We start from the raw sequence: 25,901 nt of genomic DNA, 5'->3' as shown, positions 1-25,901 counted from the left end.
TTACTTATGGGTTTATGACTTTAACAACAATTTGTTTTTTATTGTCCTTATAGACTTATACATCTATTGTTATACTTTTTAAAGTCATGTAAGTCTTATACCTACAGAATACCTTTCGCTCTATAAAAAGTAAACCCCAGACCGAAGTCTGGGGCTACTTTGTACTACAGAGAGCACGTATATGTCACGTAATATGTCTTGTATATTATATGTTGATTATTGGAAAAGGTTGTTAGAATTGAGGTGTAACATAATAGTTTAGGACATCATACGCTCCATCATATATTCAATCTCATCAGCACTCAAATTGTACATAGCTAGTACCATTCGTTCTGCTGCTTCCCCAGAAGCACCACTCTTTGCAATTTCAGCTTTCGCCTTAGCAATGAGAGCTTCTTTACGTTGGGCTTCAGAATCTTCATCAGTTGGCACAGAAATATTAGCTTTACCTTGACCAATGCCACGTACCTCTTGATTAGGATTGTCTTTAGAAGTTGTTTTTGTATCTTGTGCAGCTACTGCTTCTACAGCAAAGGAATTCTTACCAGTCAGGATATATTCAACTGCTTCTAATGTACTTTGTGTAAGATTTACAGTCCAGAATTCACCTGCTGCAGTCAATTTATAAAGTAAACCATTATAGGCAACAAGACCGCGTTTTTCCCATAATTTATAGAGCCAGTTCAATTCATCTAGTCTTGAATCCAGTTTTACTAAACTCATAATATTGAGGAACCCTTGTTCTAATTGACTTACTACTTGGTTTACGATAGGTTGTAAATCACTTTGTTTCATAAGGGCCATAAATGGTTTTTCACCGCGGGTAACCATATCTTCGTATGGTTTTAATGCACGATGTAACATCATACCATAACCGTCGACGTTACCACCTGCACCACTGCCAAATGGGAACATTGAAACGCCCGATTTAGCTAAAGTGTTATACAAGCTACGTTCACGATTATTAGCACTCCAGTGAGCGGCACTCAATCGACGATAGGAGCGTTCATCAAGGTATTTACGACCGAATTCAAACATCTCACCTTGCATCGCAGTTGTGGCTGCAGCTGGAACTTTGCCGTTTGCAATGTCTTTATTGAGATCACTACCATCAAATACATTTAATTGATATAGATCCGCACCATCTACGCCAGAGCTTACCAAATCTGCTAAGTCTTGTTCCCAAACCTCCATAGTTTGACCAGGCAAACCATAGATCAAGTCAATAACAACAGAGCATTGACCATAAGCTTTCAAGGCAGATAAACGTTCTAATACGGTTTCTTTCGTATCTAAACGTCCTACCATTTGACGTACTTCTGTATTGAAAGATTGTACACCGATGGACATACGGTTAACACCGTTTGCCATCCAAACTTCAAGATTTTCAGGAATTAAATCGTGAATACGACCTTCTAAGGTAAGTTCGTAATCATTTGCCAATGGCAAGTACGCTTTAATTGCTTTGAGCAGTCTTTCAGAGTTTGTAGGAGATAAAGATGTTGGTGTGCCACCTCCGATAAACAAGGCATGGATTAAGCCATCTTTTAATCTCGGACGCTCACTAGCGAGCTTTAATTCACTGATAAGACCATCAATATATTGGTCTTCAACACTTTGACTCGTACCGTTTTGGAAGAATCCACAATATGTGCATTTTGTCTTACAAAACGGAATATGAATGTAAGCGCATTGCATTTCGCCCTTTTTAGGAGCCCCATTCATTAATGCATCCCAAACGGCTTGCGTTTCTTTTGGAGAAACGAGCGTACCATTGAGACCTGCATGAACAACACGTTTATGAGGAAATGCACCACTCATCGGATTATCGCATTCTAAACCTAGTTGTAGGTTTCGCTGCTTCTCCGGAATGGACTCAAAGAAACTTGCTAAACTCATACTCCAATCCCCTTTCAGAAATTAGGCTTGCAACTTTGCAAGTACAGATTTTGTGAATTCTTTTGCATTTGCAAAGTCTTGTTCGTCTGGATGAGTTTCTGCAGCTTTATGTAACGCATCGCGTTCTGGGCTTTGACCATGTGCAGATCCAGGTGGGAACATTTTGTACATCATTTCGATTACTTTAGGATCGATTTTACCTTGGCATACAAACCCATCTACAAGGGATTCTTTGTTTTGCAACAATGTAGATGCTTTATCGATACTTTCACGAGCGTGATCAGAATCAGCATACATACCCAACGTAGCAAAGAATACGATGTTAGGATTTGTCAAAGTTTCAATCAACTGAGCCGCTTCTTTGTTAGCTGTACCGCGGTCTACCCAGAAACCTACGAACACAGTATCATAATCAGCTAAATTTTCAGGTGCATCTTTTACAGGGACGCAAGGTGTACCTTCAGGCATAACGGAAGCCATTGCTTCCGCTACACTTTTAGTATTTCCCGTAAGGGAAGAATATAAAATAATAGATTTCATAATTATCTCCTTTATTACTTAGATATATTTATTCTTCTTCATCTTCGCCATCGGCCTGTACTACAAAGTGTACAGGAACTTCTACTGGTTGTATATCCCCTGTTTCATTTGGATACGGAGTCGCTCGTCGCACTGCATCAAGAGCCGCTTCTACAAATATCTCATCCCCACCACTAGTTGGATATACATCTATTAAATTACCATTAGTATCTAATTTAGCCATTACATTAATTGTAACATCTACGTTCATTTTACGTTTAATAGCCGCATAAGGAATTTGTTTTTGGCTATCTACAGCTGCATAAAACCCCTCTACATTGAACGCTGCTTTACCTGTACCATGACCATCACCTTCACCAGTACCATCACCTGTACCAGTACCATGGCCTCTACCATCACCAACTCCAGTGCCTTCACCGGTACCATGACCACCGCCAGATCCGCCACCAGATCCAGGGCCGGTGCCACCAACAGCGGAATTATCACCGGATGTATTGCCTTTATTTTCGCTTGCTTTAGCTGCCACATCTACTGCATCAGGGATATCTGTTGCTGTAGATGGTTCAACATTTGCTACAACAGCCTTTGTTCTTGCCGCTACTTCATCTGCTGACAATGGTTTTGGGAACAGATCGGCTCTGTTACCTCCGCCACCACCAGCATGTCCACTGCCACCATCATCGAGCACACTTTGTGTGAGGTCGATTTCATAGGTATCCATTTCTTGAATGGCTGGAACCACTACAAAAAAGATTACAGCAATAAAGAGAGCAATAAGATGAACTACGGCGGATATAATGGCTGCTTTTTTCCATGATATGCCTAGTCCCATAGTTATCCTTTCTGTTCAGCTGCAATAGCTAAGCGTTTAACGCCAGATTGTTTTAACATGTCCATAATCGCTACTACTTGACCATGAGCCGCTCGTTTATCGGCTTGTAAGATAACACTAGCATTAGGGTTTTCTTGGATACGTTGTTTTACCATTGCCTCAGCATCGTCAATGCTCATTGGCTTGTTATCAATCGTAATATGACCCTCCGCATCTAATGTTAAAACCACTGGTAATTGAGCTGGTGCAGAAGCACTAGTAGCCTGTGGTAATTGTACAGACAAGGCTTTTTGAGCCACTGTTTGCAAGCTGTTCATCATGAAGAATACCAACAAGAAGAAAATGATATCAATCATTGGAATGATCATGAATTCCGGCTTAGTTTTCATACGAAAGCTTTGCAAGTTCATAACTATTTCCACCCTTCTCGTTTAGCTGTAACTATATTTACACACATATTTTCAATTTGGTTAATAATGGAGTCCAAACGATGACTAAAAATTGTGTAAACGATAAATGCCATTATGGCCACACATAAGCCAGATGCTGTCGCGATAAGCGCCTCACCTACACCACCAGTAATGGCAGATGCACCCGCACCGGAGTCAAGGATACTGAAAGAGCCAATCATACCTGTTACTGTACCAAGCAAGCCCAATAATGGAGAAATTGTAACTGTTGCACTTAAGTAGTCCATATATTTTCGGAAACCAACTGCATCAACCCCCATTTGATCAGCAAAAGCGGTCTTCATTGCTTCTTCGCTAGAATCATTATTTAAACCTGCTTCCGCAATACGACTTGCAATAGAAGGGTTCTCTTTAATTACTTTATCAATTTCATCCCAACGTTGTAATTTTGCGAATTCATTTACGGCATGAGTTACAACAAATGTTTTACCTGCATACTTACGATAGAAGAAAGCACGTTCTGCAGCTATAGCGATAACCATGAAAGACAAGAGTAACAATGGATACATTACATACCCGCCACTATGAAATAAGTGAATGACATAATTTAAATTTTCCATATTAGTAACCTTTCTGCCTGTTTACAGACTGAGCATTAGAACCTATAGGTTCCTTGAATTCGTGTATAATCGCCTAACTTAAAGCTTTCACTACCATATAAAGTGTCTCGTTTATTAGTGCCCTTCGCATCGAAAGTATAGAATGCTTCAAGGAGCAAGTCCTTGCGCGGTACATAGCCGGCACCAAATGTAAAGCTACGAACACCATCTAAGTAACGATCAGGTACTGCACCCGTACCATTACCACCGAAGAAGGAGCCATGTTCAAAGTATTTGTAATCGATGAACGCATTCCAAGATTTCGGAACATCTAAATCAGCACGCCCAATATCTAGACGAGCCATCCAGAAGTGTGGTGTGCCGCCCATTTGATGACCTTTTAGAGTAAAGTCTGCTGTGCCACGTTCATGTTGATATACGGTATTACCATTGAGGTAACGTCCTAAGTTAGAACGATTTTGACCGTAATCAACCGTAACAGCTGCATTAGCACCAAGTTGATACTTAGCACCAATACCAAATACATGAGCTACATTGGAGAAGCTGTATTCATCATTACTGTTTCCATTAGCATTTAAATATGTATGTGTTTTACCACCAAAGGAACGTAAGTACCAAGCTTGTAAACCAAGACGAGCACCAATTTGTTTCTTGTATTGAATAAATGCGGCCTTATCGATGGCTGGTACAGTATCTTTTTCAAGAACTACACCTTCTGTTCTGATCAAGTTACCAATGACCTTACCGATTGCTTCGCGTGGTAATTTATTTTCAGACTCTGCGTCATGTACAACTTTTTCAAGATTATACATATAGTTAAACAATGCATTAGGCATACCCCAACCATAGTAAGAACCACCTTCGCCATAATCACCAGAGGACATGGTGAAGTTCTTTTTGTAAATGGCATCTTTAGCATCATAATCACTAAATACGTATTTACCACTATCGTATTTGTAAGTCTTTGCACCTAAGAAGCCAGTGAATTCATAATCACTTGACGGTTGACCATAGTAATCATAAGATTTCTTAAATGTACCATCAGCTTGTTTCACCCAAACTTCGTCAAGCCCACTATTGTTATAATTACTCCAGTTATCTTTTGCATTATATTTGGCAATTTCTGTAATCGATTGATTAATCTCAGCTGCATGTTTATCAACATACTCTTTAGGATTTAGCAAGGCTTCTTTATTATCAGAGGATACGATAAGACCTTTTGCCTTTTCTTTCATAGATTCAGGGTACAATGGGGAATTTACGTTATACATAATGTCGCCTGTTTTATACAGTTTTTCCCCTGTTTTCTTATTGGTGATTTCATACATTGCATACCCACCAGATGGGATATCAAGGGAGAATTTAGTCCCTGCCATATCTGTAGGATATGCTTTTGTAAGAATATCTTGTAATCGACCCATAATTTGAGCTTGTTTTTTCTGAGTTTCAGCTAATTTAGCATTAGCCTTTTCAATTTCTTGATCACGGTTCGGATTACTCCATCTTAAGTCTAAGCTTTCTTTATAAGCTTCGTATTCAGCTTGCAAGTCTTTGAGCTGTTGATAGAAATAGAGGCTATCTGTTTTACCTTTATAGGTGGAATTATAAATACCAGTTGGACTATCTGGAGCTGCCGGATCTGTTGTGGTCTTCTTCTCACCATCAGAACCAGTTTTAGTAGCACTCTCAATATCATATGGATAATCATCACGATTAATACCAATCAATTCAGCTGCTGTTGGTGGTCTAAAGATAACTTTATGCACTGCATGTGTATATGCAGAATCAGTGATACCTGTACTATGTTTGAAAGTACCAACACCAATACGAACTTGAGAATCATGACCATTCCAAACAGCACGAACGCCATCATAAGATTGACCAAACCAGTAGCCACTAGCGCCCATAGGCTCAGTTAAACGCCCTACGGATACGTCCCATTTCTTAACGCGTCTTGTAAGATCAACTGTATCGAGTCGTTGATGGTTGAGACCTTTGGAATCAGATTTTGTCCAGCTTGTATCTACTCCACTCATACCACTCATGCTACCAATAACCTTGAGGTTTGTGAACTCATTGAGTCGAGCATCAAAGCCAAGACGTAAGCGTTGTTCAAAACTATGACGATTAGCATCGTACATATTGGCTTTTGCAGAACCGATAGCAGAGTTTGCTCTAAATGGAGATTGCGGTCTATTAGAACCATCATGTGCCATCCAACGCGCTCTATAGTCGCCAACCATTGTAATACCACGTTCTTTAGTAGTATCAAAATCAGAACGAATAAAGTCAGTTAAACGAACTACATCAGCTACATTTTGTACACCAGATTCAGAATTTACCACTTCACCATTAGCTACATTAACCCCTGTAGCATTAACTTTTGAACCATCCTTAGTTTTGCCGATGGCCGTAGTTTTACTACTATCGCCACCACCAAATTTAAGGTTAACACCCATGCGGTATACGCGTTCTTGTGTAGCACGATCATCATCGCGATGGTTAAAGATATTGTTGATACCGAAATACATCATGGCATTTTTATTGAAACGTTTTTGAATCATTACATTCCAAATGCCAAATGTTTTCTTTTCATACATTTGTTTCTTATAAACGCCTGCATCACCAGACAAGATATCTGGCCAGTAGTTACCACCGTTATTAAGAGTATTACTATCAAGCATATTGATATAGTAATCACCCCAGATGGAGCCATTCCAACCGGATTTAGGGTTATCATAAGTAATGCCAATATCAACTTTGTGCATTGGTTTATCCAATAATTGACGTGGCATGGATGGATCGCTTTTGTTGATGGCGTGTAAATATGTATAACCTAATTTACCAGACCAATATTTGCCGAATTTTTGTTGTACTTCCGCTTGCAACCCTGTAATTTCAGCTTTACCAATATTTTTAAAGCTGTAAATCATATCCGGTGCACGTTGGTATTTCGCATCACCTTTGAGATATGGTGCGAAGTCCATAAAATCACCAGTGAAGTATACAGACATATAGTTCTTAATACGGTTATGGAATACACCTACGCGTGCATATGTATTTTTATTTTCACCTTCCAAGCTCATGTCGAAATTGACTGATTTTTCTGGTTTCAAATTAGGATTGCCAGCCCAATACCAACCGAGTTTTGCTACCCCAATCCCTACAGGGTTAGAAGCATACATTTCCCAGTTATACCACAATTCGCCCATACCAGGTTCTGTATAACCAGTACCTACATTGGCTTTAAATCTGCGATGTGTATTACCGTTAACGTTATATGTCATACCCAAGGATGCAGATACGTTAGAACCAAACAAGCTACTATTATCAAAACGCACAATTGGAGACAATGTTAAATTCTTATTGACTTGCCATGTATCAGAAATGTAAGCGTTTATTTTACGAATCGTACCACTACCAGTAGTCAAGCGTTGGTCGCGATTACGGTACTCTTCCAAGAAAGCCTTACCATTTAGCTTAGGCGCTTTCTTACGCATTTCTGGATCGTTAGACTCACCATATTTAAAATAGTCGCCTACGATATTTGCACGATGCGCCGCCATTTCAGGATTTTCCGATTTCAACCGATTTTCTAAAGCATAATATCGCTTCTTAAATTCATCCGTTACGGGCTGATTATTCGGTGATGTGCTTGACCATTCACTGAGTCTGCTTTCCGATAAACCATAATTCACATAATCATCGTACGTAATGCCCGGCTTTTGTGCCTTTGTTTCAGCCCCATAGTATTCATAATCCATATCCCATTGCGGCATGCCGCCACCGGAATTAATGAATTTATAGTCATGGATGTGAGAGTAAACTTTAACACTATTATCGCCTTTACGTCGCACGAGACGATCGAGGCGGTCTACTAACAAGCTTTTATCGTAATCCCATGGATCAATGTACATCGTACTTGTATTAGGAGAACTCTTTAAGCGACTACCAGAACCTTCTTCACGAGCATAGCTAACACCATAGCTTAGCAAATGATTTTTATTGACTTGCGTATTAGCATTTACTCGAATATCTAATTGACGATGATCGATGTTATCAATATAACGCAACTCATTAGAGCCTTCATAAGCGGAACGACCTGTATAGTTAATGAGCGCTACGTCATTTTCTTTAATACGAGAGTAATTAGTTTCTACAGTCCAGTCACTCTTTCCAGCTCTAGAGGACCATTGCAGATTAGCTGTATTACGATCTGCCGTACGTTTGAAGTGTTGCTGTGGCTCTAAATCGGAGTCGGAGTGCTTAACATCGCGCACAAGATCTTCCGTGTAACGATTAAGTCGCAATTCCACCTTATTTTTATCATTTGCCTCGTAGGTCGCTACAAGACCGATATCTGCCGCATCACCATAGTAACGAAGTACATTTGGCTTGAAGTTATGTTTTGCATAATCAAAGGCCATCCCAGAGGCACGACGTTTAACAGATGCTAGAACAGGCATAAGATCTCGTTTACTACCTGATAAACCAACCTTTAACTTGCCCATTTGACCAGAATCGGCACGAATGAAGAAGTTTTGGAACGGAAATACATCGCCATCGCTCTTGCGACGCAAGCCTTCAGCATTAAATTGTACGGATGGTTTCTTTTGTGCTTTTTTAGTGATGATATTAACTACACCACCTACTGCATCAGATCCGTATTTAGCACTAGCCGCACCTTGAATAACTTCAATTCTCTCTACGTTCTCTGTACCCAAACGTTGTACTTCATCTGCCGCACCAGAGTACTTATCAAAATCACCTAGCACTGGTTGACCATCTACGAGGATGAGAGTGTGACGCGCTTCTGCACCGCGAATGGACACGCCAACACGTCCCATAGCATCAACTGTTCTAGATACACCTGTTTGTGTAAAAATAATATCTTCGACGGACTTCGCCTGTTTCTTTTCAATCTCTTTCTTGGTAATGATTTGCACTTGCTGTGAGTTCAATTTTGCTTCTTCTTCTGCCCATGTGCCTTTCACATGAACAACATCTGTAGTGACAGTCGCATTATCTGCCCAAACCACTAGAGGTACGCTAAGCCACAAGGCAACTGCACTAGACAGGATTATGGTACGCTTTGTATGTCCCCACCGGTTCATTATGCCCTCCTAAACTTATAACTAAACATATGTCTTGTATCTCCCACACAAAAATTAAAAAGATACACTTCACCAACATTAATGACATTGAATATCATTCACATTTTAATGTTAGCAAAGTGTATCTTGCATATCTACTCCGAATAGACCAAAAATATACGTTTCGGACAAATCGGACATAATTTTTAGAATTTATACGTCATTTGGAAACGAGTATAATTCCCAAGTTTAAAGTTTTCAGATCCATATAAGGTATCTCGTTTATTAATCCCTTTAGCATCAAATGTATAGAATGCTTGTAAAAGAAGATCTTTAGTTGGCACATAGCCACCACCAAAGGTAAAGCTCTTAATACCATCCAAGTAACGGTCAGGTACAGCCTCTGTGCCATTGCCGCCGAAGAAGGAGCCATGAGCAAAGTATTTATAGTCCACATAGGCATTCCAAGAGCCAGGTTTATTCATATCGGCATGGCCAACATCAAAGCGCAATGCCCAGAAATGAGGTACACCACCTATATCACGACCCTTGATATCGAATTGAGCAGATCCAGCCTTATGGTCATAATGAGTATTGCCATTCATGAAGCGGCCAAAGTCACTACGGTTTTGTCCATAGTCGAAGGAAATACTTACATTATGATTTAATTGATACTTAGCTCCAACGCCGAAAATATTAGCCATATTGTTGAATTCATGCGCTTCTGTAGCATTACCATTCGCCGTGTAGAAGCGATAGTCACTACCGCCAAAGGAGCGCAAGTACCACGCAGCTAAGCCAAGTCGAGGTGTTACCATATGTTTAACTTGAACATAGGCAGCCTTTTCAATTGGTGGAATTGTATCCCGCTCCAATACGACACCTATTGAAGGAATAACAGCACCTGTATATTTGCCTAGCGCCTCTCTCGGCAAACGACTGTTGCCGTCCGCTTTTTCAAGCATTCGAGCCAAGCTATTAAAATACGAAGCTATCATAGAAGGATAATAGGCACTTCCTTTTACGTTAATAAGACCAGACGTGCCGGAGTCGTTAATATCAACGACATTTGCCTTATAAATAGACTCGTCCAGCCCGTCAAAGGCATTATCTTCAAATTTCATCGTATATGGATTATTACCGAAACTATAGGTTGCTATATCTTTCGCCTTGGCACGATACGCCTCTACGATAGCCGCCTTATTCTGATTGTACCAATTTGAAATAAACGGTTTTCCGCCCTTAGCAAGAACAGAGGTATCACTCAACTTCATTTCAAACAATGGGTTTTTCTTATCAAGCCCAATCGTTCCCGGTGCTATTTTCTGAGTGAAAGTACGTTCGTCTTCATACCATTGTTCATCATCTTCATCATAGTATCGCGATTTATAAGAATACGTTACTGACACATCCGGCATCTTAATCGATACAGTCTGTTTAGCCGCATCCGCACCATAAGCTTTCACCGCGATTTCCTGCATCCGGCGCAACACATCAAACTGCGCAGCTCGTAACGGTTCCCGTTCTTTCGCCACACGAGCTTCCACATCCGGCAAGGATGCTTCCAACTTTGCTAGCTCCGCTTTTAATGGAGCCAGTTGATCCGCGGACATGCCGTCAATAAATTCTTTAGACCAGATATCGGAAGTCATATCGTCGATTTTCTTCTTTAATGTACCTACCTCCGCATCTAAAGCGCCTTCCTTATCGCGCAAGGCTTTTAATTGCTGGTAGAAATTAATAGTATTCCCTGCATTTGGTACGATGAGTTCCTTATTGGCACCGTCCGAATCCATAGTAACACCTAAGAATTCCTCTACCGTTGGAACCCGTTTAAAATTCGTATAAATAGCATGAGTATAAGCACTGTCACTAATTCCCGTACTATGTTTAAAGGTTCCCACACCGATACGGACTTGAGTATTCTTATTCGTCCAAACACTACGAAGACCGTCATATTCTTTATTAAACCAATAACCTGTAACCCCCATAGATTCAGTAATACGACCAACACTATGATCCCATTTAGAACCATGATGTGTTACATCTAGTTCTTCGAGACGTTGATGATTAAAACCTTTAGAGCCTTCTGTTTCATGACTGCTATCTACACCAGCTTGGCCAGAAGCACTACCCACAACACGTACATTCGTATTATCGTTAATGCGAGCATCGACACCGACACGTATACGTTGATTCAAGCCGTGTTCCTTGCGGTCCGCCAGATTCTTTGCCGCCTCGTCGGACACGTAACTAGTAGTCGTCACTCGCGTAGCAGGACGATCGGATCCAAGATGACTGTCATTACGTACACGATAGTCACCTACCAGTTCCGTACCTCGTTTTCTGTCTGTATCGAAAGGACGCGTAATAAAATCATGCAGCATAACCGGAGGTAACGATTCAAACTGCTCCTTCGTAAGTTTCGTTTTACTTTCACCTGAACCGAAACCGAATTTCATATTTAATCCAATACGATATACTCGAGCCGATAAAGCCCGATCATCATCACGATGGTTAAAGAGATTATCAATACCGAAATAGATTCGTGAATCCTTATCAATCTTCTTTTGAATCATCAAATTCCATATGCCGTAAGTTTTATGTTCATACATATCGGCGGTTTTTCTATTATTCAAATTATATCTGATAACGGAACGATCGGAATTATTAGGATCAATATAAGATACCATATAATTACCGCCGCCAGACAAGGAGTTACTATCCAGCATATGAATATAATAATCGCCCCACAGACTACCGCTCCATCCGCTGGCCTTATCCTCAAAATCCACACCGATATCCACTTTATGACGCGGTTTATCCAGTAATTCACGAGGCATATCTTTATCGCTCTTATTAAGCGCTCGTAAATACGTATATCCCAAACGGGCTTTCCAGTGCTTATTCAAAGTCTGTTTCACTTCAAATTGAAGACCTGTGATTTGAGCCTTGCCGATATTACGGAAACTGTAAATCATATCCGGCGCATGCGCAAATTTCGCCGCTCCATATGTGGTAGATTCATCATATTGAGGATAAAAATCCATCAAATATCCCGTATTGTAAATCGACATATAATTCCGAATATTATTGTGGAATACGGTTACTTTACCATAGGTATTTTTATTTTCCCCTTCCAAAGAAAGGTCGAAATTCATGGATTTCTCTGGTTTAAGGTTCGGATTTCCGACCCAATACCAACCTAATCGGGCTTCACCGCCACCGATTGTAGCATTTGTAATATTTGGGCCATACATTTCCCAGTTATAATACAGCTCGCCCATACCAGGTTCCGTATAACTGGTACCCACATTAGCCTTTAATCTGCGGTGCACATTTCCATGTACATTATGAGTCATGCCGAAATTAAACGACCAGTTGGAGCCGAATAAATCACTATGATCCAGTCTTATAATTGGTGATAAAGTAGTATTTTTATTAACCTGCCACGTATCCTGAATAAAGAAATTCTGTTTCTTGATCTCCGCACGTCCTGCAGTCTGTTGATTAACGCGTTTTAAATACTCTTCTTTAAAATAAGCTCCGTTTAATTTCAACTTCGTAGAATCAAAATCTGGTACGGCGCCATAATAAAAGCTTGGTAAATAGGCATCATAAAGTGCTGGATAATACTTACCGTTTTCATCTTTTCGGCCTTCCTTATTAAAATGATAATCCTCAATAAACTCTTTATTCTCCGCTAATAAACGTTTAGCAAACTGCTGATATCGCGCATAAGCTTCAGGATTCCGTTTTTTCAGCGTACGCTCCGTCACGGGGCCATCCACAAGCCCCATTACGGCCGCCGAATCAATTCCCGCCTGAGGATCCAAATATTGAAGATATTCTTCGTAAGTAAATTCTGGCAATGTATTTGGCTTACTTTTATCCCCGTTATACCATTCTTTCTCCTTATTCCACTGCTCTACACCAGCGTCGTTTTTTCTGAAAGAATGGTCATAAATCGTGGATGAAGGAACACCGTTTTTTACCGCTAGACTTTTATCGTAATCCCAGGGATCGATATGCCGTTTATAGGTATGAGGCGCATTTTTAAGTCTGCTACCTTCGCCTGTCTCCCATATAAACCCAATGCCATAAGACAAGAGATGTTTCTTATTGACTTGCGTGTCTGCCCCGAGTGTTACGCTCCATTGACGATGATCTACATTATCCACATAGTTTAACGTATTTTTCCCTTCATAGGTACTGTTCCCATAGTCACTGGTTAATGTTACATCATCTTCTTTGGTTCGCGTATAATTCAGTTCCGCTTTCCACGAACTCTTATTATCCTGACCAGTATACGTCAAATTAAGATTATTCCTGTCTAAATCCCGTTTGTAATGAACCTGAGGTTCCAAATAAGAAGTACTGCGCTTTACATACCGTTCTAAATCCTCATTATACCGATCGATGCGGATTCCCAAAGACTGCTTATCATTAATATCATATGTAGCGGCCAAACCTATATTAGAATTTGTACCGTAATACCGTAGGGAATTCTTTAAAAAACCGTGGTCTTCATCATTGGTCATAGCACTGATACGACGCTGCTCGCTGGCATAAATAGGCATAATGTCACGTTTACTACCGTGAATATTAACTTTTAACTTACCTAATGAGCCAGAATCAGCGCGCATAAAGAAATTGGAAAACGGTACGATATCACCGTCGCCTTTAGTTCTACGACCTTCCGCATTAAACTGAAGGCCAGCGGTCTTACGCGGTTTATTGGTGATAACATTGATAACACCACCGATGGCATCGGATCCGTATTTAGCACTGGCTGCACCTTGGATAATTTCTATACGTTCCACATTTTCTGTACCGAGACGTTGTAATTCATCACCAGCACCTTGATATTTGGCAAGGTCGCCCATCACGGGCTGTCCATCCACAAGAATCAAGGTATGACGAGGATCCGCTCCACGGATAGATACACCGACGCGCCCCATCGAATCGACGGTTCTAGATACGCCAGTTTCGGAAAACACAATATCTTCTACGGATTTTGCCTGCTTTTTGACAATATCCTTCTTCGTAATAATCGTCGTCTGTTGAGACTCTTGTTTTGCCTGCTCTTCAGCCCATGTACCGCGAACATGAACCACATCGGTTGTTACAGTCGCATTATCCGCCATAACTACCGGCATTTGCAACCAGCACGCTACTGCGCAGGATAGTATAAAATATCTCCTTGCCCGCACCCAACTCCTATTCATTAAACTTCCTCCAAACATATATTTAACCATGCATATAAAAATACACTTTACCACTACAACCAAATGACATTGAAAATCATTTACAGATTTAATAGTAGCAAAGTGTATTATACATATCTACTCCGAATAGACCAAAAACATACGTTTCGGACAATATTTAATTTTCATAGACTATCACACCTAGCCTAAAGGACAAAAATTTTTAGCTAGGATAATATAAGGTCCAAATTATTTAGACCTTACGATAAGCACTTGGCGTTACACCAGTAGCCTCTTTAAATGCACTTGTAAATTTACTACCATTCTCATACCCTACCGCATTAGCGATTTCTAAAATAGACTGATCTGAGTCTTGAAGCAATCTCTTCGCTGCATTAATACGACATTCTTTTAAATATTGATGTATGGTTGTACCAAATACACCTTTAAAACAACGTTTCAGGGTGGATGTAGGAATATCAAACTGTTCAGACAAGGAGTCAATAGTAATACGCTTCATAAACTGTGTCGATACATATTCACTTACAGCTTTTACAATATCTACCTGTTGCTTTCTATAAGTACTTCTCTTTTCAGGATTAGCTGTAGAGATAACAGATAATAATAAAAAAATTTCAATTACTTTTAATTTAAAATAGTGCTCCTTTATTTGATCTGGCACATTATATAAACTGGAAAAAATGTGACGAACTGTTTCCGTTTCTTCCATCATCATACCAAAGTCGGAATGCTCACAAAATCGATTTGCTAATTCGGTTAAATCTATTCGAGAATCACTAACAAGTGCATCTAATACAGGTTGAGCTTTTTCAACATCCACTAGTAATACAATACCTTTAAATAGTTTTGTCGGGAAATAATTTTCATGTTGGTAAGCGGAGCGTGTATGCCACCCTAACGACATATCCCCTGGTCCCATATATAAATACTCACCAGATGTGAACTTGCACTCAATGCGCCCTTCTTCACAGTGATTTATAGCAAACGTCTTGGTATGTGATTTAGCATAAAATTGAATCGTCTCTTGCTTCACATCTAGAAACATTAGATCGATACCGTCAAACACCGTATACCTTGACATAGATGTTCCAGCATGTGAAGCCGCATGATTATGTGGATTCATACTATCACCATATACACAAATTCTATAAACATAAATTAATAATATTATATTATAGTATACTTATTGATAGTCATTGTCAACTTCAAAATAGTAATAATTCATTTTACTTTCAAAAATATGAGCTGGCTCATTGTAGTAATATGAAACAATTACAATCATCGCTAGAAGTTGTGCTGGGTACTATAAAATAAGCCTCATGAATTAAACTGTAAGAATTTAATTCATGAGGCTATATTTAAAACTACGGATATAAGTTTCTATTTTTTTGTTTTAATAATAAAAGCTAATGCTATGACATGAGCTACCCATATAATACCCATAACCATTAGAGCAATAGGCATATCTTGACTAAAATAGGCACCAATCGTCATTATGGCACTAACGGATACGAGAATGGACAACTTTGCCCGCAATGACAACGCTTTATCGCGTTCATAAGCAGCAACAGTCTTTTGATATAAATTAGACGCCAAAAACATTTTATGGAGCCGTTCAGATCCACGAGCCAAGCAAAATAACGTTAGCATATAAAAAGGGACTGTTGGCAATAGTGGTAGTACGATACCTGCTGTACCAAGGGCAAAACTTATGGCCCCAATAGTCAGGAATACATATCGAACAACTACATTACGATGTTGCTCAGTTGTTTTCATTAATCCTCTTCTACGTAGTTAATAACTTTACCCTTGGTTTTAATAAAGTTAGGAACAATGAGTACTAAAGCGGCAATAGCTACAATGCCATAGATACCAGCCATACCTACCCATTCGTAAGCATTACCCAATACTAGACCCATTACGGCAAAGTCCGCATCACCAAAAGTTGTATTTTGGAAACCTAATTGACCAAGAACAGGAAGCGCCAAAGCTGGCAGGAATGTAATGGCTAACCCATTTAGGAAAGCGCCTACTGCTGCACCACGGCGACCACCAGTAGCATTACCATAAATACCTGCAGTAGCACCACAGAAGAAGTGTGGTACAAGCCCAGGAATAATTAATACGCCACCTACTGCACCAAGTATAAGCATGCCGATGATACCGCCGATGAAGGAACTAAGGAAGCCTAATACTACTGCAGTTGGAGCGTAGGTAAAGAATACGGCACAATCTACAGCTGGAATTGCATTAGGAATGATTTTTGTAGCAATCCCTTGGAATGCTGGAATTAAATCACCTAAAATCATACGCACACCAGAGTATACAATTGTTACACCAACAGCAAAGTTCATAGCACTCATAACAGCGTATAAATATGGGCTCATATCACCAGATAAAGTAGCTACAAACTCGGAACCTGCCGCAAAGGCTGCAATTAAGTAGAATACAATCATAGTTAATGCGGTAGATAATGTTGAGTCACGTAAAAAGCCCCATTTTTCTGGTATTTCAATATCTTCTGTACTATCTTCAGCTTTACCAACATATTTGGCAACCCAAGCCGATAAATAGTAGCCTAAACTACCAAAATGACCAATGGCAATTTCATCACCATCTGTCACTTTAGATGTATAACTTTGGCCAATAGCTGGAGAAATAGCAGACCAAGCCCCCATTAAGAAACCACCTACAAGTATGAGTTCCATACCGGATAAACCGGCTGTACCAAGTACGGCAGACATAAGGCATGCCATAAATAAGCTGTGATGACCTGTTAAGAACACATATTTAAACTTGGTAAAACGTGCAATACATAAGTTCATCAATAAGCCTACAACAAGAATAGACATTGTTTCAACGCCAAGTACCTTTTGTGCAACAGCTACGATAGCTTCATTATTTGGCACTACACCAGTAATATGGAATCCATGTTCAATCATTTTTCCCAATGGGTCAAGATTGCTAACGATAACACCCGCACCTGCAGCTAACATTAAATACCCGAGAATAGGTTTTAATGTGCCCGTCATTATTTTATGAAACGGACGTTTCAAGGCGATCAAGCCTATACATGACATAATACCAATCAAAAGTGCCGGTTGAGACAGCACATCACGCAAGAACTCTAATACCATTTCCATGGCACTACCTCCTATATAATTGTTACATATTATTGAGCAGCTTGTTTTAATGCTTCAAGAACATCTTCTGTAATCTTCTTTTTATTAATATAGCTACGAACAATAGCAACATTTTTATCGTCAAATTGTTCAGCCAACTCTTTAACAGTTACAATGAGGTCTGCCTTACGACCTTGAGCCGCGTTAAAATCGATAGATTCGACTTGTGCATCGATACCATTTTCAGCACAAATTTCTTCAATTTTCATTTTTAACATCAAGCTAGAACCAATACCATTACCACATACAGTTAATACAGAAATCATACTTGCCTCCTTCTAAATGTTTATTGCTCGTCTAAATGCTCTGCCAAGAATGCTTGTACGTCGTCAATACTTTCAAAGTCAACGGCCGCATCTAAGAATTCTTCATCCTCAAATAAAGTAGCAATATCTGTTAACAATTGAATATGCTCATCTTTATTGGGAGCACATAAGAATAATGCGACAGATACAGGGTCATTATCAGGACTGCCAAAATTCAATGGTTTTTCCAATGTCACTAAAGCTGTCCCTACACGCTTTGCACCATGTTCTGGGCGAGCATGTGGCATAGCAAGACCTGGAGCCAATACGATATATGGGCCCATTTCGCGAACTACTTCAACCATAGCCTCTGTATAAGATGGCTCCGTAAAACCCGCATCAACCATCAGTTGACCACCATGACGAATAACATCCTCCCACGTCTCAGCGGGATAATGAAAGGATACATTATCCTCAGATAATAAATCTTGTATCAAACTAACACCTCCTAAACGTACTTGTGTACATATAGTTCTATTATAGCTATTATAATAAATTTTTCATATATCAAAATAACAATGAACTTATAAAAATGAATAAAGCTAACATAAGATTTTGCTATTTATAATTTAATAAACCCTTATACGTATAATACCTATACAGGTATTAATATTGTATATATATTGAAATTTCTCTATACTTAGATAAGACTTAAACTGCCTAAATTAAAAATAGAATAAGGAGATTTTATGCAGACTTCGGTAAAAGTATTTGTACTCTTTCTAATCCTCTGTATTTCATTAGTAACAGCTTTACAGTTTGGCGCTAAATTCATTTCTCTAGACCAAATTATTTCAGCTCTTATGTCTATGATTGATGCAAATACTACAGCATCTATGACTGATACAATTATTACAGATATTCGCTTACCACGACTTATTTACTCTGTTCTAACAGGTATAGGTCTATCACTTGTAGGTCTATTAATGCAAACTGTCACGCGCAATGCTCTCGCAGATCCCTATGTATTAGGTGTTTCTTCTGGCGCAAGCACAGGTGCCGTTTTCGCTATTATCATGGGTGGGCTTCCATTCTTAGGCCAGTACAATACGCCTATTTTTGCGGCCCTAGGAGCAGCACTTTCAATTATATTAGTCCTCTTATGTGTTGGTAAAAGCAACAGCCCCGTAAAACTTATCCTCATAGGTATGGGTATGACTGGTGTATTCTCAGCCTTAACGATGATGATTATTTACGGAGCCAAACACGAAGCTCAAGTGCGAAGTGCTATGTTCTGGCTACTTGGCAGCTTTGCAGGCATACAATGGAGTGATTTACCATTAACAGCAATTATCGTAATCTTATTTATGCTATATATCTATATGTTTAATCAAGACCTTGATGTGTTGCTACTCGGTAATCATGAAGCAGCACAAATGGGACTTTCCGTTAAGCAGTTACAATTAAGCATCGTTATCATATCCTCTATTGTAATTGCCACACTAGTATCAAAGGTCGGTGTAGTTGGCTTTATCGGCCTTATCATCCCGCACCTTGCTAGGATTATAGGTGGACCTAAACATAAACATACATTACTATTTAGTGCACTCATCGGTAGCATCGTTATGATCTGGTCAGACGTATTATCGAGAGCACTCTACAGTCCAGAAGAAATTCCTATTGGTGTGCTTACATCTTTATTAGGGGCTCCACTCTTCATTTGGATTATCATGAATCGTTATAAACACAATGGTTAGTGTATATCATATCTATAGGAGATACTATGTATCAAATTAATCAGCTGTCTTTTTCTTATGAAACAAAAGAAGTGTTAAAGAATATTTCTGTAACATTTCCTACCAATAAAATAACAGCCATAATTGGACCGAATGGATGTGGTAAGTCTACACTACTTAGCCATCTATATCGACTTCATCCATCAAAAAACAAAATCACATTAAACGAAAAACCTTTAGAATCTTATAAAGGTCGAGAATTTGCTCAATTGGTAGCAGTCTTAACACAATCTAGAGATGCTATGATCGACGATTTTCTCGTAAAAGATATCGTTCTCATGGGACGGTATCCGTACAAACAACACTTTGGCACCTATAGTTCTGAGGATGTTAAAATTGCAGAGCATTATATGAATGAAGTAGGCATCACCCATTTATCAAATGAAGAAATTCATCATTTATCAGGTGGTGAGAAGCAACGCGTATTCATTGCTAAAGCCTTAACCCAGAAACCTCAAATACTTCTTTTAGATGAACCTACTAATCATTTAGATATGAAGTATAAAGTAGCACTTATGAAGCAATTGCGTGCTTTTAAAGGCACTACGATTGTAGTCCTTCATGACTTAAATCTAGCGGCTCAATATTGCGATCATATAGTCATCATGAACAACGGGACTATCCTAAAAGAAGGTGCCCCTACCGAGGTGCTCACACCTGAAATTCTTGAACCAATTTTTGAAGTTCCTTTCAAAACCTCTTGGGATGAAGGGCGCTATCATTTATATTATTAATTAGTAAAGAAAGGACTTACTATGTTTCAGAATTTAAGAAAGTCAAAAAAATTATTATTAATCGCTATGACATGTGCTACATTCGCTATTGCTGGTTGTGGTTCTGATACTACAAAAACTACAGCGGATAATGGAGCCTCTGTAACATGGAGTGAAACATTTGACGGTACAAAAACAGACTTTTCCGTAAAATCCGCCCCTACTCATGCAGTGTCCATGTCCCAAGCAACAACGGAAATGATGTTACAATTAGGCCTTGAGGACAAAATGGCTGGGACCGCTTTCAAAGAAGAAGAAATCTACCCACCTTTACAAGCAGCTTACGACAAAGTAAAAGTATTATCTGAAAAATGGCCTTCCTATGAAGTATTCATGTCCGTAAAGCCTGACTTCGCTACGGGATGGCCTGATTCTTTCAGCAAACGAGCTATACCTGCAGATAAAATGATTTCCCAAAAGGTTAATATTTGGATTCCTGAATCCATGTTATCTACTAAAGCTGACCTAGAAACCAACTTTAGCGACATGATTAAATTGGGTGAGATTTTCGGCGTAAAACCTAAAGCTGAAGAATGGGTTGCAGGTCAACGTAAAACATTGGCAGCTATCCAGGATAAACTAAAAGACTTACCTCGTAAACGCGTTTTCATTTATGACTCTGAAGACGGTCAACCATTCACAGCATTCGAAGGTTATACTACTAACATCTTAAAACTTATCGGTGCTGATAATGTAATGAGCGGCTTAGGCGTTGATAAAACATGGGCTAAAGGTTCTTGGGAAACAGTAATTGCACAAAACCCTGATTATATTATTATCGCCGACTATGGTAATTCTATTCGCAACGATGATGATTTTCAACAAAAAATTGAAAAGATCAAGGCTAATCCTCAACTTCAAGACATCACAGCCGTAAAAGAAGGTCACTTCATTCGTGTAAAACTTTCCGAAATCACACCTGGGGTACGTACAGTTGATGCTTTAAAACGTTTAGCTGAAGAAATTCACGGCATCAAAGTAGACTAATTTAATATAACAAGATATAGAGTAATATGTAATATGTATTGTATATTATATTATATATAACGAAGAAGGTCCCAATTCAAATGAATTGGGACCTTCTTCGTACTACTTGTATTGCACACAGCATATTGTTTAGAGAGTAAAGATGTGTTGTAGTTGAAAGATTTAGAAATAATGAATTATTGTAAAATAGATTTAAAATGTATTAAATTGTATATGCTGTGACAATGCCTGATTATTTATACTTCTCGACTATATTGTTGCCTATATCGTTTATCATTATTTGCCTTAATAGCCATGATCAATGGCTTTAGCGAAAGAAACTCTTCATCACTGAGTCGAAAGGTTCTACCAATACGTTTAATAGGATTACGTGGGCGCCCGGCACCGCGTCTAGATCCACCCCATGCCATATACATACCTCACTTTTCACTTGAAAAACTCCTTCTACCGATAGTATAACCTCGTATACATAAGTATGCAATAGCCATTCACTTTAAACAACCTCTTAACAGCCTATAAATTAGTAATAAACTTCATTTATTAGTAAAATGCATAATCAACAAAACACATATTTATAAGTATTTTTCCCTATTCAACTTGAATTGTAACATTAATGTTGCCAAATATAGATAAATCTCTTTTATAGAATATAGTATTTAAAAACCAGTTTATTTCTATATTTTTAGACTATTTAGATACTATCACGTACATATATAGTAAATAGAATTTTAAAATAGAAAAGCAAATTATTTATAAATATGACAATATAGCAAGAATATTTTGATAAACAAAAAAGACTGCGTTTGCAGTCTTTTTTACTATAATAAAAAGTATATGAATTAGCCAAATAGTAAGTGACCTACTTCATAAGCAATAGCAGCAACGATGCCAGATAATGGAATCGTTACAAACCAAGCCATAACCATAGATCTTGCTACGCCCCAGTTAACGGCTTTAATACGTTTAGAAGAGCCCACACCTAGTAAAGAACCACTTACTACGTGTGTAGTACTTACAGGCAAATGTAAGAATGTAGCTGTAAAAATAGTAATCGCCGAGTTTAAATCAGCAGCGAACCCATTAATAGTTTCTAGTTTGAAAATCTTGGTACCCATTGTAGAGATAATTTTCCAACCGCCTACAGCAGTACCCATAGCCATTGCAGTAGCACAACAAAGTTTTACCCAAATCGGTACATCTAATGTATCGATGAAACCACCGCTAAGTAAGGTTAATGTGATTATCCCCATCGCTTTTTGTGCATCATTAGAGCCATGAGAAAATGCCATCATAATTGCTGATACAATTTGCATGGATCTAAATCGATCATTTAAAGCAATTGGAGAAAATCTACCGAAAATAAGCAACAATACTTTCATCACAATATAGCCACCAATCATGGCTACAATCGGAGATAAAATAAGAGACAAAAAGATTTTTAAAATCCCCGCCTCATTCAATGCATCAAATCCTACAGACCAGCCCACAGCACCGATGATACCACCAATCAAAGCATGAGATGAGGAACTTGGAATTCCCCAATACCAAGTTAAAAGATTCCATGTAATGGCACCGATAAGGGCTGCAGAAATAATACCACTATCGATAAGAGATGGCGACATTACTATATCACCACCGATAGTCTTTGCAACACCTGTACTAACCATTGCACCCAAAAAATTGAGAGCAGCGGTCATCATAATTGCCTTTTTAGGCTCAATAGCTCGTGTAGAAACGGATGTGGCAATGGCATTCGCCGTATCATGAAAGCCATTGATATAGTCAAAGGCTAATGCTAAAAATACAACTAGCCATACTAAATAATGAGCATCAAGCATACTTCAATACTACCCGGCGGAATGTACCAACCAAATCTTCGCAGCCATCAATTACATCTTCCATAGCGCTAAGGATTTCCTTCCATTTGATAATTTCAATTGGATCTGTACATTCTGTAAAGAGCTTAGCCATTTCTTCATGATAAATATTATCCGCTTCAGACTCAAGTTTCAATACTTGGTGAACACGCCCCTCTACCTTCACATGATCCTTTTTGAGACTACCCATATAACCAATGGATTTATTGATATGCTTAACGCATTTAACAACAATTTCACTCATGCGAATAGCACCATCACTTGGTTTGCCAACGTGATACATAACCATTTTATCCATGATTTCTTTGATATTATCCAATGTAGTATCCAGTTGGTCAATCAAAAGCTGAATATCCTCACGATCCATTGGAGTGATAAATGTTTTGCGTAAACGCTCTACAGTTTCATTTACTAATTCATCGGCAGCTTTTTCCTTTGTATCAATTTCAAGAAATGCCTCTTCCTTAGAGATATCCCCCTTAAACACGCGTTCCATCATTTCCGCACTTTCATAAGTTAGTGCAGCATGCTTTTCCAAAATACTGAAAAACTTTTCTTCTTTTCCTTTTAATTTAAAAGCCATGAAGATCCTCCCGAACCAGTATTGATTGCTTCTATAATAACAATTTAATTATAGCATACTACAGGTAATTCCTAAACCAATTTACCAATCTCTATATTTTAACCCCTATGCGTATATGGCATATATAGAATCTACATCTGTGAAAGCTTTTATTGACCATATTTCCACTATATAAAGTAGATAAAAAAAGCAGATAGCTGCCTAACATATCAACTATCTGCTTTATATTTCTTAGCTATCTTTGTGCTTTTTATTAACTAGTAACTATCAACTCTTAGCTATTAGCTTCTGCCGCCGCTTTAGCTGCCTCTGCCGCCTTTTTCAAATTAGGTACGGATGTAGGGCATGTAGCAGGCGTACAAGCGCCATTAGGGCCTAAATCTTCAGAACGGTTCACAAAGGTAGTATGTAACATGTGATGTGCTTTGTGGCTCATAGGTTTGCCATCAAAGAACTCAGCATACAATTTTTGGATATCTGGATTATCACAAGCAGCTTTTACAGTTACTTCTGCATCGCGAGTATACAAGGAAGCAATACGAGCCTCACGAGCTTTATCAGCCATCGGCAATTTAACGCGTGGTTGTCCACCACCACCGATACAGCCACCACGACAAGCCATTACTTCAATGAAGTCATAATGGATATTTTCTGCACGCATGCGTTCGATGAACTTACGCAAATTACCTGTACCATGAACTGCCGCTACGTGTAATGTTTTATCGCCAATCACTACGTCTGCTTCGCGAGCACCATCCATGCCACGAATAGCTTCAAATGGAATCAATGTTTGAGGTGCATCTTCACCTGTCGCCATTTTGTAAGCCGCACGCATAGCCGCTTCCATAACACCACCAGTGTTACCGAAAATGATACCACCACCAGAAGCTTCACCCATCAATGGGTCAAAAGCAGAATCTTCAAGATCATCAAAATTGATTTCTTCTGCGCGCAACCATTTTGCAAGTTCCCGTGTAGTAATACAGTAGTCTGTATCGCGCATTTCTGGTGTATCCCAGTATTCCGCAGAGGAATTCATTTCATCGCGACGAATTTCAAATTTCTTAGCTGTACATGGTGTTACTGCAACGGCAACGATTTGTTTTGCATCAAGGCCCATTTTTTCAGCAAAATAAGTTTTTTGTGTAGGCGCTTGCATAGCAATCGGGCTCTTAGCCGTAGATAGGTTTGGCAAGAATTCTGGATAGAATGTTTCCGCAAACTTAACCCAAGCAGGACAACAAGATGTGAATTGAGGCAATACTGCATCACTATTAATAACGCGTTCTAATAACTCAGATGCTTCTTCCATGATAGTCATGTCCGCACCAAAGTTTGTATCAAGAATATAGTCACCACCCAATTTACGAAGAGCAGCCACCATTTTACCTTCTACAAACGTACCAGCCTCAAGGCCAAATTCCTCGCCTAAACCAACACGTACGGCAGGCGCAGTTTGGAAAATGACGATTTTATTAGGATCAGCAATAGCTGCTTTTACTTCATCAATCTCAGAACGTTCATTAATGGAATCGAATGGGCAAATAGATGCACATTGACCACAATGAATACAAATTGGATGATCCCCATTTGTTGTTAAATCATAATAATCAAATACACCCATGTCTACAGCACAAGCTTTACGACATAAGGAGCAGTTTTTACATTTAGTTAAATCTTGTACTAATGCAATATTTCCGTCTTCAATTGGCACGCGACGGTCTAAAAATTGGTACTTACTCATGAGTTCCTCCTACTTAGGTAACGTTGTTATCGTTAATCGTAGAAATTATACTATACATTGTGAGTTTTATCAATAAACTTACACGTAATTCC

General features: G+C 39.0%; 19 protein-coding genes. 3 read left to right on the top strand and 16 right to left on the bottom strand.

All coding sequences use genetic code 11. The features are described from left to right. Positions 1–258: 258 nt before the first annotated feature. The 12 genes from hutW to NE668_RS00130 form a co-directional block, all read right to left on the bottom strand. Positions 259–1,899, bottom strand: a complete 1,641-nt coding sequence (hutW, locus tag NE668_RS00185) for a heme anaerobic degradation radical SAM methyltransferase ChuW/HutW (protein ID WP_227037139.1) — start codon at positions 1,897–1,899, stop codon at positions 259–261. A 21-nt stretch (positions 1,900–1,920) separates the two neighbouring features. Beyond that, positions 1,921–2,439 carry a flavodoxin family protein gene (locus tag NE668_RS00180; protein WP_123137759.1) on the bottom strand — a complete coding sequence of 173 codons (519 nt, stop codon included), beginning with the start codon at positions 2,437–2,439 and terminating at the stop codon, positions 1,921–1,923. Between the two features lie 28 nt (positions 2,440–2,467). Continuing rightward, entirely contained in the window at positions 2,468–3,271 is an 804-nt protein-coding gene (locus tag NE668_RS00175; protein WP_004696671.1) for an energy transducer TonB, read from the bottom strand. 2 nt (positions 3,272–3,273) lie between these two features. Next, positions 3,274–3,681, bottom strand: coding sequence for an ExbD/TolR family protein (locus NE668_RS00170; RefSeq protein WP_004698605.1), 408 nt, complete (start codon positions 3,679–3,681; stop codon positions 3,274–3,276). A 2-nt stretch (positions 3,682–3,683) separates the two neighbouring features. After that, positions 3,684–4,301, bottom strand: a complete 618-nt coding sequence (locus tag NE668_RS00165) for a MotA/TolQ/ExbB proton channel family protein (RefSeq protein WP_123137758.1) — start codon at positions 4,299–4,301, stop codon at positions 3,684–3,686. A gap of 35 nt (positions 4,302–4,336) precedes the next feature. Then, positions 4,337–9,415, bottom strand: coding sequence for a TonB-dependent receptor plug domain-containing protein (locus NE668_RS00160; protein WP_227037140.1), 5,079 nt, complete (start codon positions 9,413–9,415; stop codon positions 4,337–4,339). 185 nt (positions 9,416–9,600) lie between these two features. Then, entirely contained in the window at positions 9,601–14,622 is a 5,022-nt protein-coding gene (locus NE668_RS00155) for a TonB-dependent receptor plug domain-containing protein (RefSeq protein ID WP_227037141.1), read from the bottom strand. Positions 14,623–14,854: 232 nt separating this feature from the next. Then, on the bottom strand, positions 14,855–15,745 hold the full coding sequence (locus NE668_RS00150; RefSeq protein ID WP_227037142.1) for a helix-turn-helix transcriptional regulator: 891 nt from the start codon (positions 15,743–15,745) through the stop codon (positions 14,855–14,857). Between the two features lie 257 nt (positions 15,746–16,002). After that, positions 16,003–16,398: a YbaN family protein gene (locus NE668_RS00145; protein WP_227037143.1), complete on the bottom strand. Its 396-nt coding sequence runs from the start codon at positions 16,396–16,398 to the stop codon at positions 16,003–16,005. Further along, positions 16,398–17,765 (bottom strand): PTS ascorbate transporter subunit IIC, encoded by a 1,368-nt coding sequence (gene ulaA, locus NE668_RS00140; protein WP_004696684.1) that lies wholly within the window; start codon positions 17,763–17,765, stop codon positions 16,398–16,400. The genes NE668_RS00145 and ulaA overlap by 1 nt, the downstream gene beginning before the upstream one ends. Positions 17,766–17,794: 29 nt before the next feature. Continuing rightward, on the bottom strand, positions 17,795–18,070 hold the full coding sequence (locus NE668_RS00135) for a PTS sugar transporter subunit IIB (RefSeq protein ID WP_004696686.1): 276 nt from the start codon (positions 18,068–18,070) through the stop codon (positions 17,795–17,797). Between the two features lie 20 nt (positions 18,071–18,090). Further along, on the bottom strand, positions 18,091–18,546 hold the full coding sequence (locus NE668_RS00130; protein ID WP_021148434.1) for a PTS sugar transporter subunit IIA: 456 nt from the start codon (positions 18,544–18,546) through the stop codon (positions 18,091–18,093). A gap of 252 nt (positions 18,547–18,798) precedes the next feature. On the opposite strand from NE668_RS00130, the gene NE668_RS00125 reads away from it, so the two are divergent. Genes NE668_RS00125 through NE668_RS00115 form a run of 3 tightly spaced genes read left to right on the top strand, consistent with a single transcriptional unit; the run spans position 18,799 to position 21,605 of the window. Beyond that, on the top strand, positions 18,799–19,806 hold the full coding sequence (locus NE668_RS00125; RefSeq protein WP_227037144.1) for a FecCD family ABC transporter permease: 1,008 nt from the start codon (positions 18,799–18,801) through the stop codon (positions 19,804–19,806). Between the two features lie 26 nt (positions 19,807–19,832). After that, positions 19,833–20,579, top strand: coding sequence for an ABC transporter ATP-binding protein (locus tag NE668_RS00120; RefSeq protein WP_227037145.1), 747 nt, complete (start codon positions 19,833–19,835; stop codon positions 20,577–20,579). A 21-nt stretch (positions 20,580–20,600) separates the two neighbouring features. Then, the gene (locus NE668_RS00115; protein WP_227037146.1) at positions 20,601–21,605 is read left to right on the top strand and encodes an ABC transporter substrate-binding protein; all 1,005 of its coding nucleotides are present in this window, start codon (positions 20,601–20,603) and stop codon (positions 21,603–21,605) included. Between the two features lie 236 nt (positions 21,606–21,841). Here the strand turns inward: NE668_RS00115 and NE668_RS00110 are convergent, their stop codons facing one another. The 4 genes from NE668_RS00110 to NE668_RS00095 all read right to left on the bottom strand — a co-directional run bounded on the left by NE668_RS00110 (position 21,842) and on the right by NE668_RS00095 (position 25,809). After that, positions 21,842–22,015, bottom strand: coding sequence for a hypothetical protein (locus tag NE668_RS00110; protein ID WP_004697552.1), 174 nt, complete (start codon positions 22,013–22,015; stop codon positions 21,842–21,844). Positions 22,016–22,444: 429 nt separating this feature from the next. Next, positions 22,445–23,443 (bottom strand): inorganic phosphate transporter, encoded by a 999-nt coding sequence (locus tag NE668_RS00105; protein ID WP_008601598.1) that lies wholly within the window; start codon positions 23,441–23,443, stop codon positions 22,445–22,447. Further along, on the bottom strand, positions 23,436–24,065 hold the full coding sequence (locus NE668_RS00100; RefSeq protein ID WP_004697557.1) for a DUF47 domain-containing protein: 630 nt from the start codon (positions 24,063–24,065) through the stop codon (positions 23,436–23,438). The genes NE668_RS00105 and NE668_RS00100 overlap by 8 nt, the downstream gene beginning before the upstream one ends. A 274-nt stretch (positions 24,066–24,339) precedes the next feature. Beyond that, positions 24,340–25,809 carry a [FeFe] hydrogenase, group A gene (locus tag NE668_RS00095; RefSeq protein ID WP_008601602.1) on the bottom strand — a complete coding sequence of 490 codons (1,470 nt, stop codon included), beginning with the start codon at positions 25,807–25,809 and terminating at the stop codon, positions 24,340–24,342. Positions 25,810–25,901: the final 92 nt, after the last annotated feature.

Source organism: Veillonella parvula (assembly GCF_024461875.1).
In the GTDB taxonomy this organism is placed as follows: domain Bacteria; phylum Bacillota; class Negativicutes; order Veillonellales; family Veillonellaceae; genus Veillonella; species Veillonella parvula_I.
This window is presented reverse-complemented; position numbering and strand designations above follow the sequence as displayed.

Coding starts and splice junctions, on each gene's coding strand:
- NE668_RS00150 (WP_227037142.1), bottom strand. CDS start 15,745: ATGAATCCACATAATCATGCGGCTTCACATGCTGGAACATCTATGTCA.
- NE668_RS00115 (WP_227037146.1), top strand. CDS start 20,601: ATGTTTCAGAATTTAAGAAAGTCAAAAAAATTATTATTAATCGCTATG.
- hutW (WP_227037139.1), bottom strand. CDS start 1,899: ATGAGTTTAGCAAGTTTCTTTGAGTCCATTCCGGAGAAGCAGCGAAAC.
- NE668_RS00145 (WP_227037143.1), bottom strand. CDS start 16,398: ATGAAAACAACTGAGCAACATCGTAATGTAGTTGTTCGATATGTATTC.
- NE668_RS00100 (WP_004697557.1), bottom strand. CDS start 24,065: ATGGCTTTTAAATTAAAAGGAAAAGAAGAAAAGTTTTTCAGTATTTTG.
- NE668_RS00120 (WP_227037145.1), top strand. CDS start 19,833: ATGTATCAAATTAATCAGCTGTCTTTTTCTTATGAAACAAAAGAAGTG.
- NE668_RS00110 (WP_004697552.1), bottom strand. CDS start 22,015: ATGGCATGGGGTGGATCTAGACGCGGTGCCGGGCGCCCACGTAATCCT.
- ulaA (WP_004696684.1), bottom strand. CDS start 17,765: ATGGAAATGGTATTAGAGTTCTTGCGTGATGTGCTGTCTCAACCGGCA.
- NE668_RS00095 (WP_008601602.1), bottom strand. CDS start 25,809: ATGAGTAAGTACCAATTTTTAGACCGTCGCGTGCCAATTGAAGACGGA.
- NE668_RS00160 (WP_227037140.1), bottom strand. CDS start 9,415: ATGAACCGGTGGGGACATACAAAGCGTACCATAATCCTGTCTAGTGCA.
- NE668_RS00175 (WP_004696671.1), bottom strand. CDS start 3,271: ATGGGACTAGGCATATCATGGAAAAAAGCAGCCATTATATCCGCCGTA.
- NE668_RS00170 (WP_004698605.1), bottom strand. CDS start 3,681: ATGAACTTGCAAAGCTTTCGTATGAAAACTAAGCCGGAATTCATGATC.
- NE668_RS00135 (WP_004696686.1), bottom strand. CDS start 18,070: ATGATTTCTGTATTAACTGTATGTGGTAATGGTATTGGTTCTAGCTTG.
- NE668_RS00105 (WP_008601598.1), bottom strand. CDS start 23,443: ATGCTTGATGCTCATTATTTAGTATGGCTAGTTGTATTTTTAGCATTA.
- NE668_RS00180 (WP_123137759.1), bottom strand. CDS start 2,439: ATGAAATCTATTATTTTATATTCTTCCCTTACGGGAAATACTAAAAGT.
- NE668_RS00125 (WP_227037144.1), top strand. CDS start 18,799: ATGCAGACTTCGGTAAAAGTATTTGTACTCTTTCTAATCCTCTGTATT.
- NE668_RS00155 (WP_227037141.1), bottom strand. CDS start 14,622: ATGAATAGGAGTTGGGTGCGGGCAAGGAGATATTTTATACTATCCTGC.
- NE668_RS00165 (WP_123137758.1), bottom strand. CDS start 4,301: ATGGAAAATTTAAATTATGTCATTCACTTATTTCATAGTGGCGGGTAT.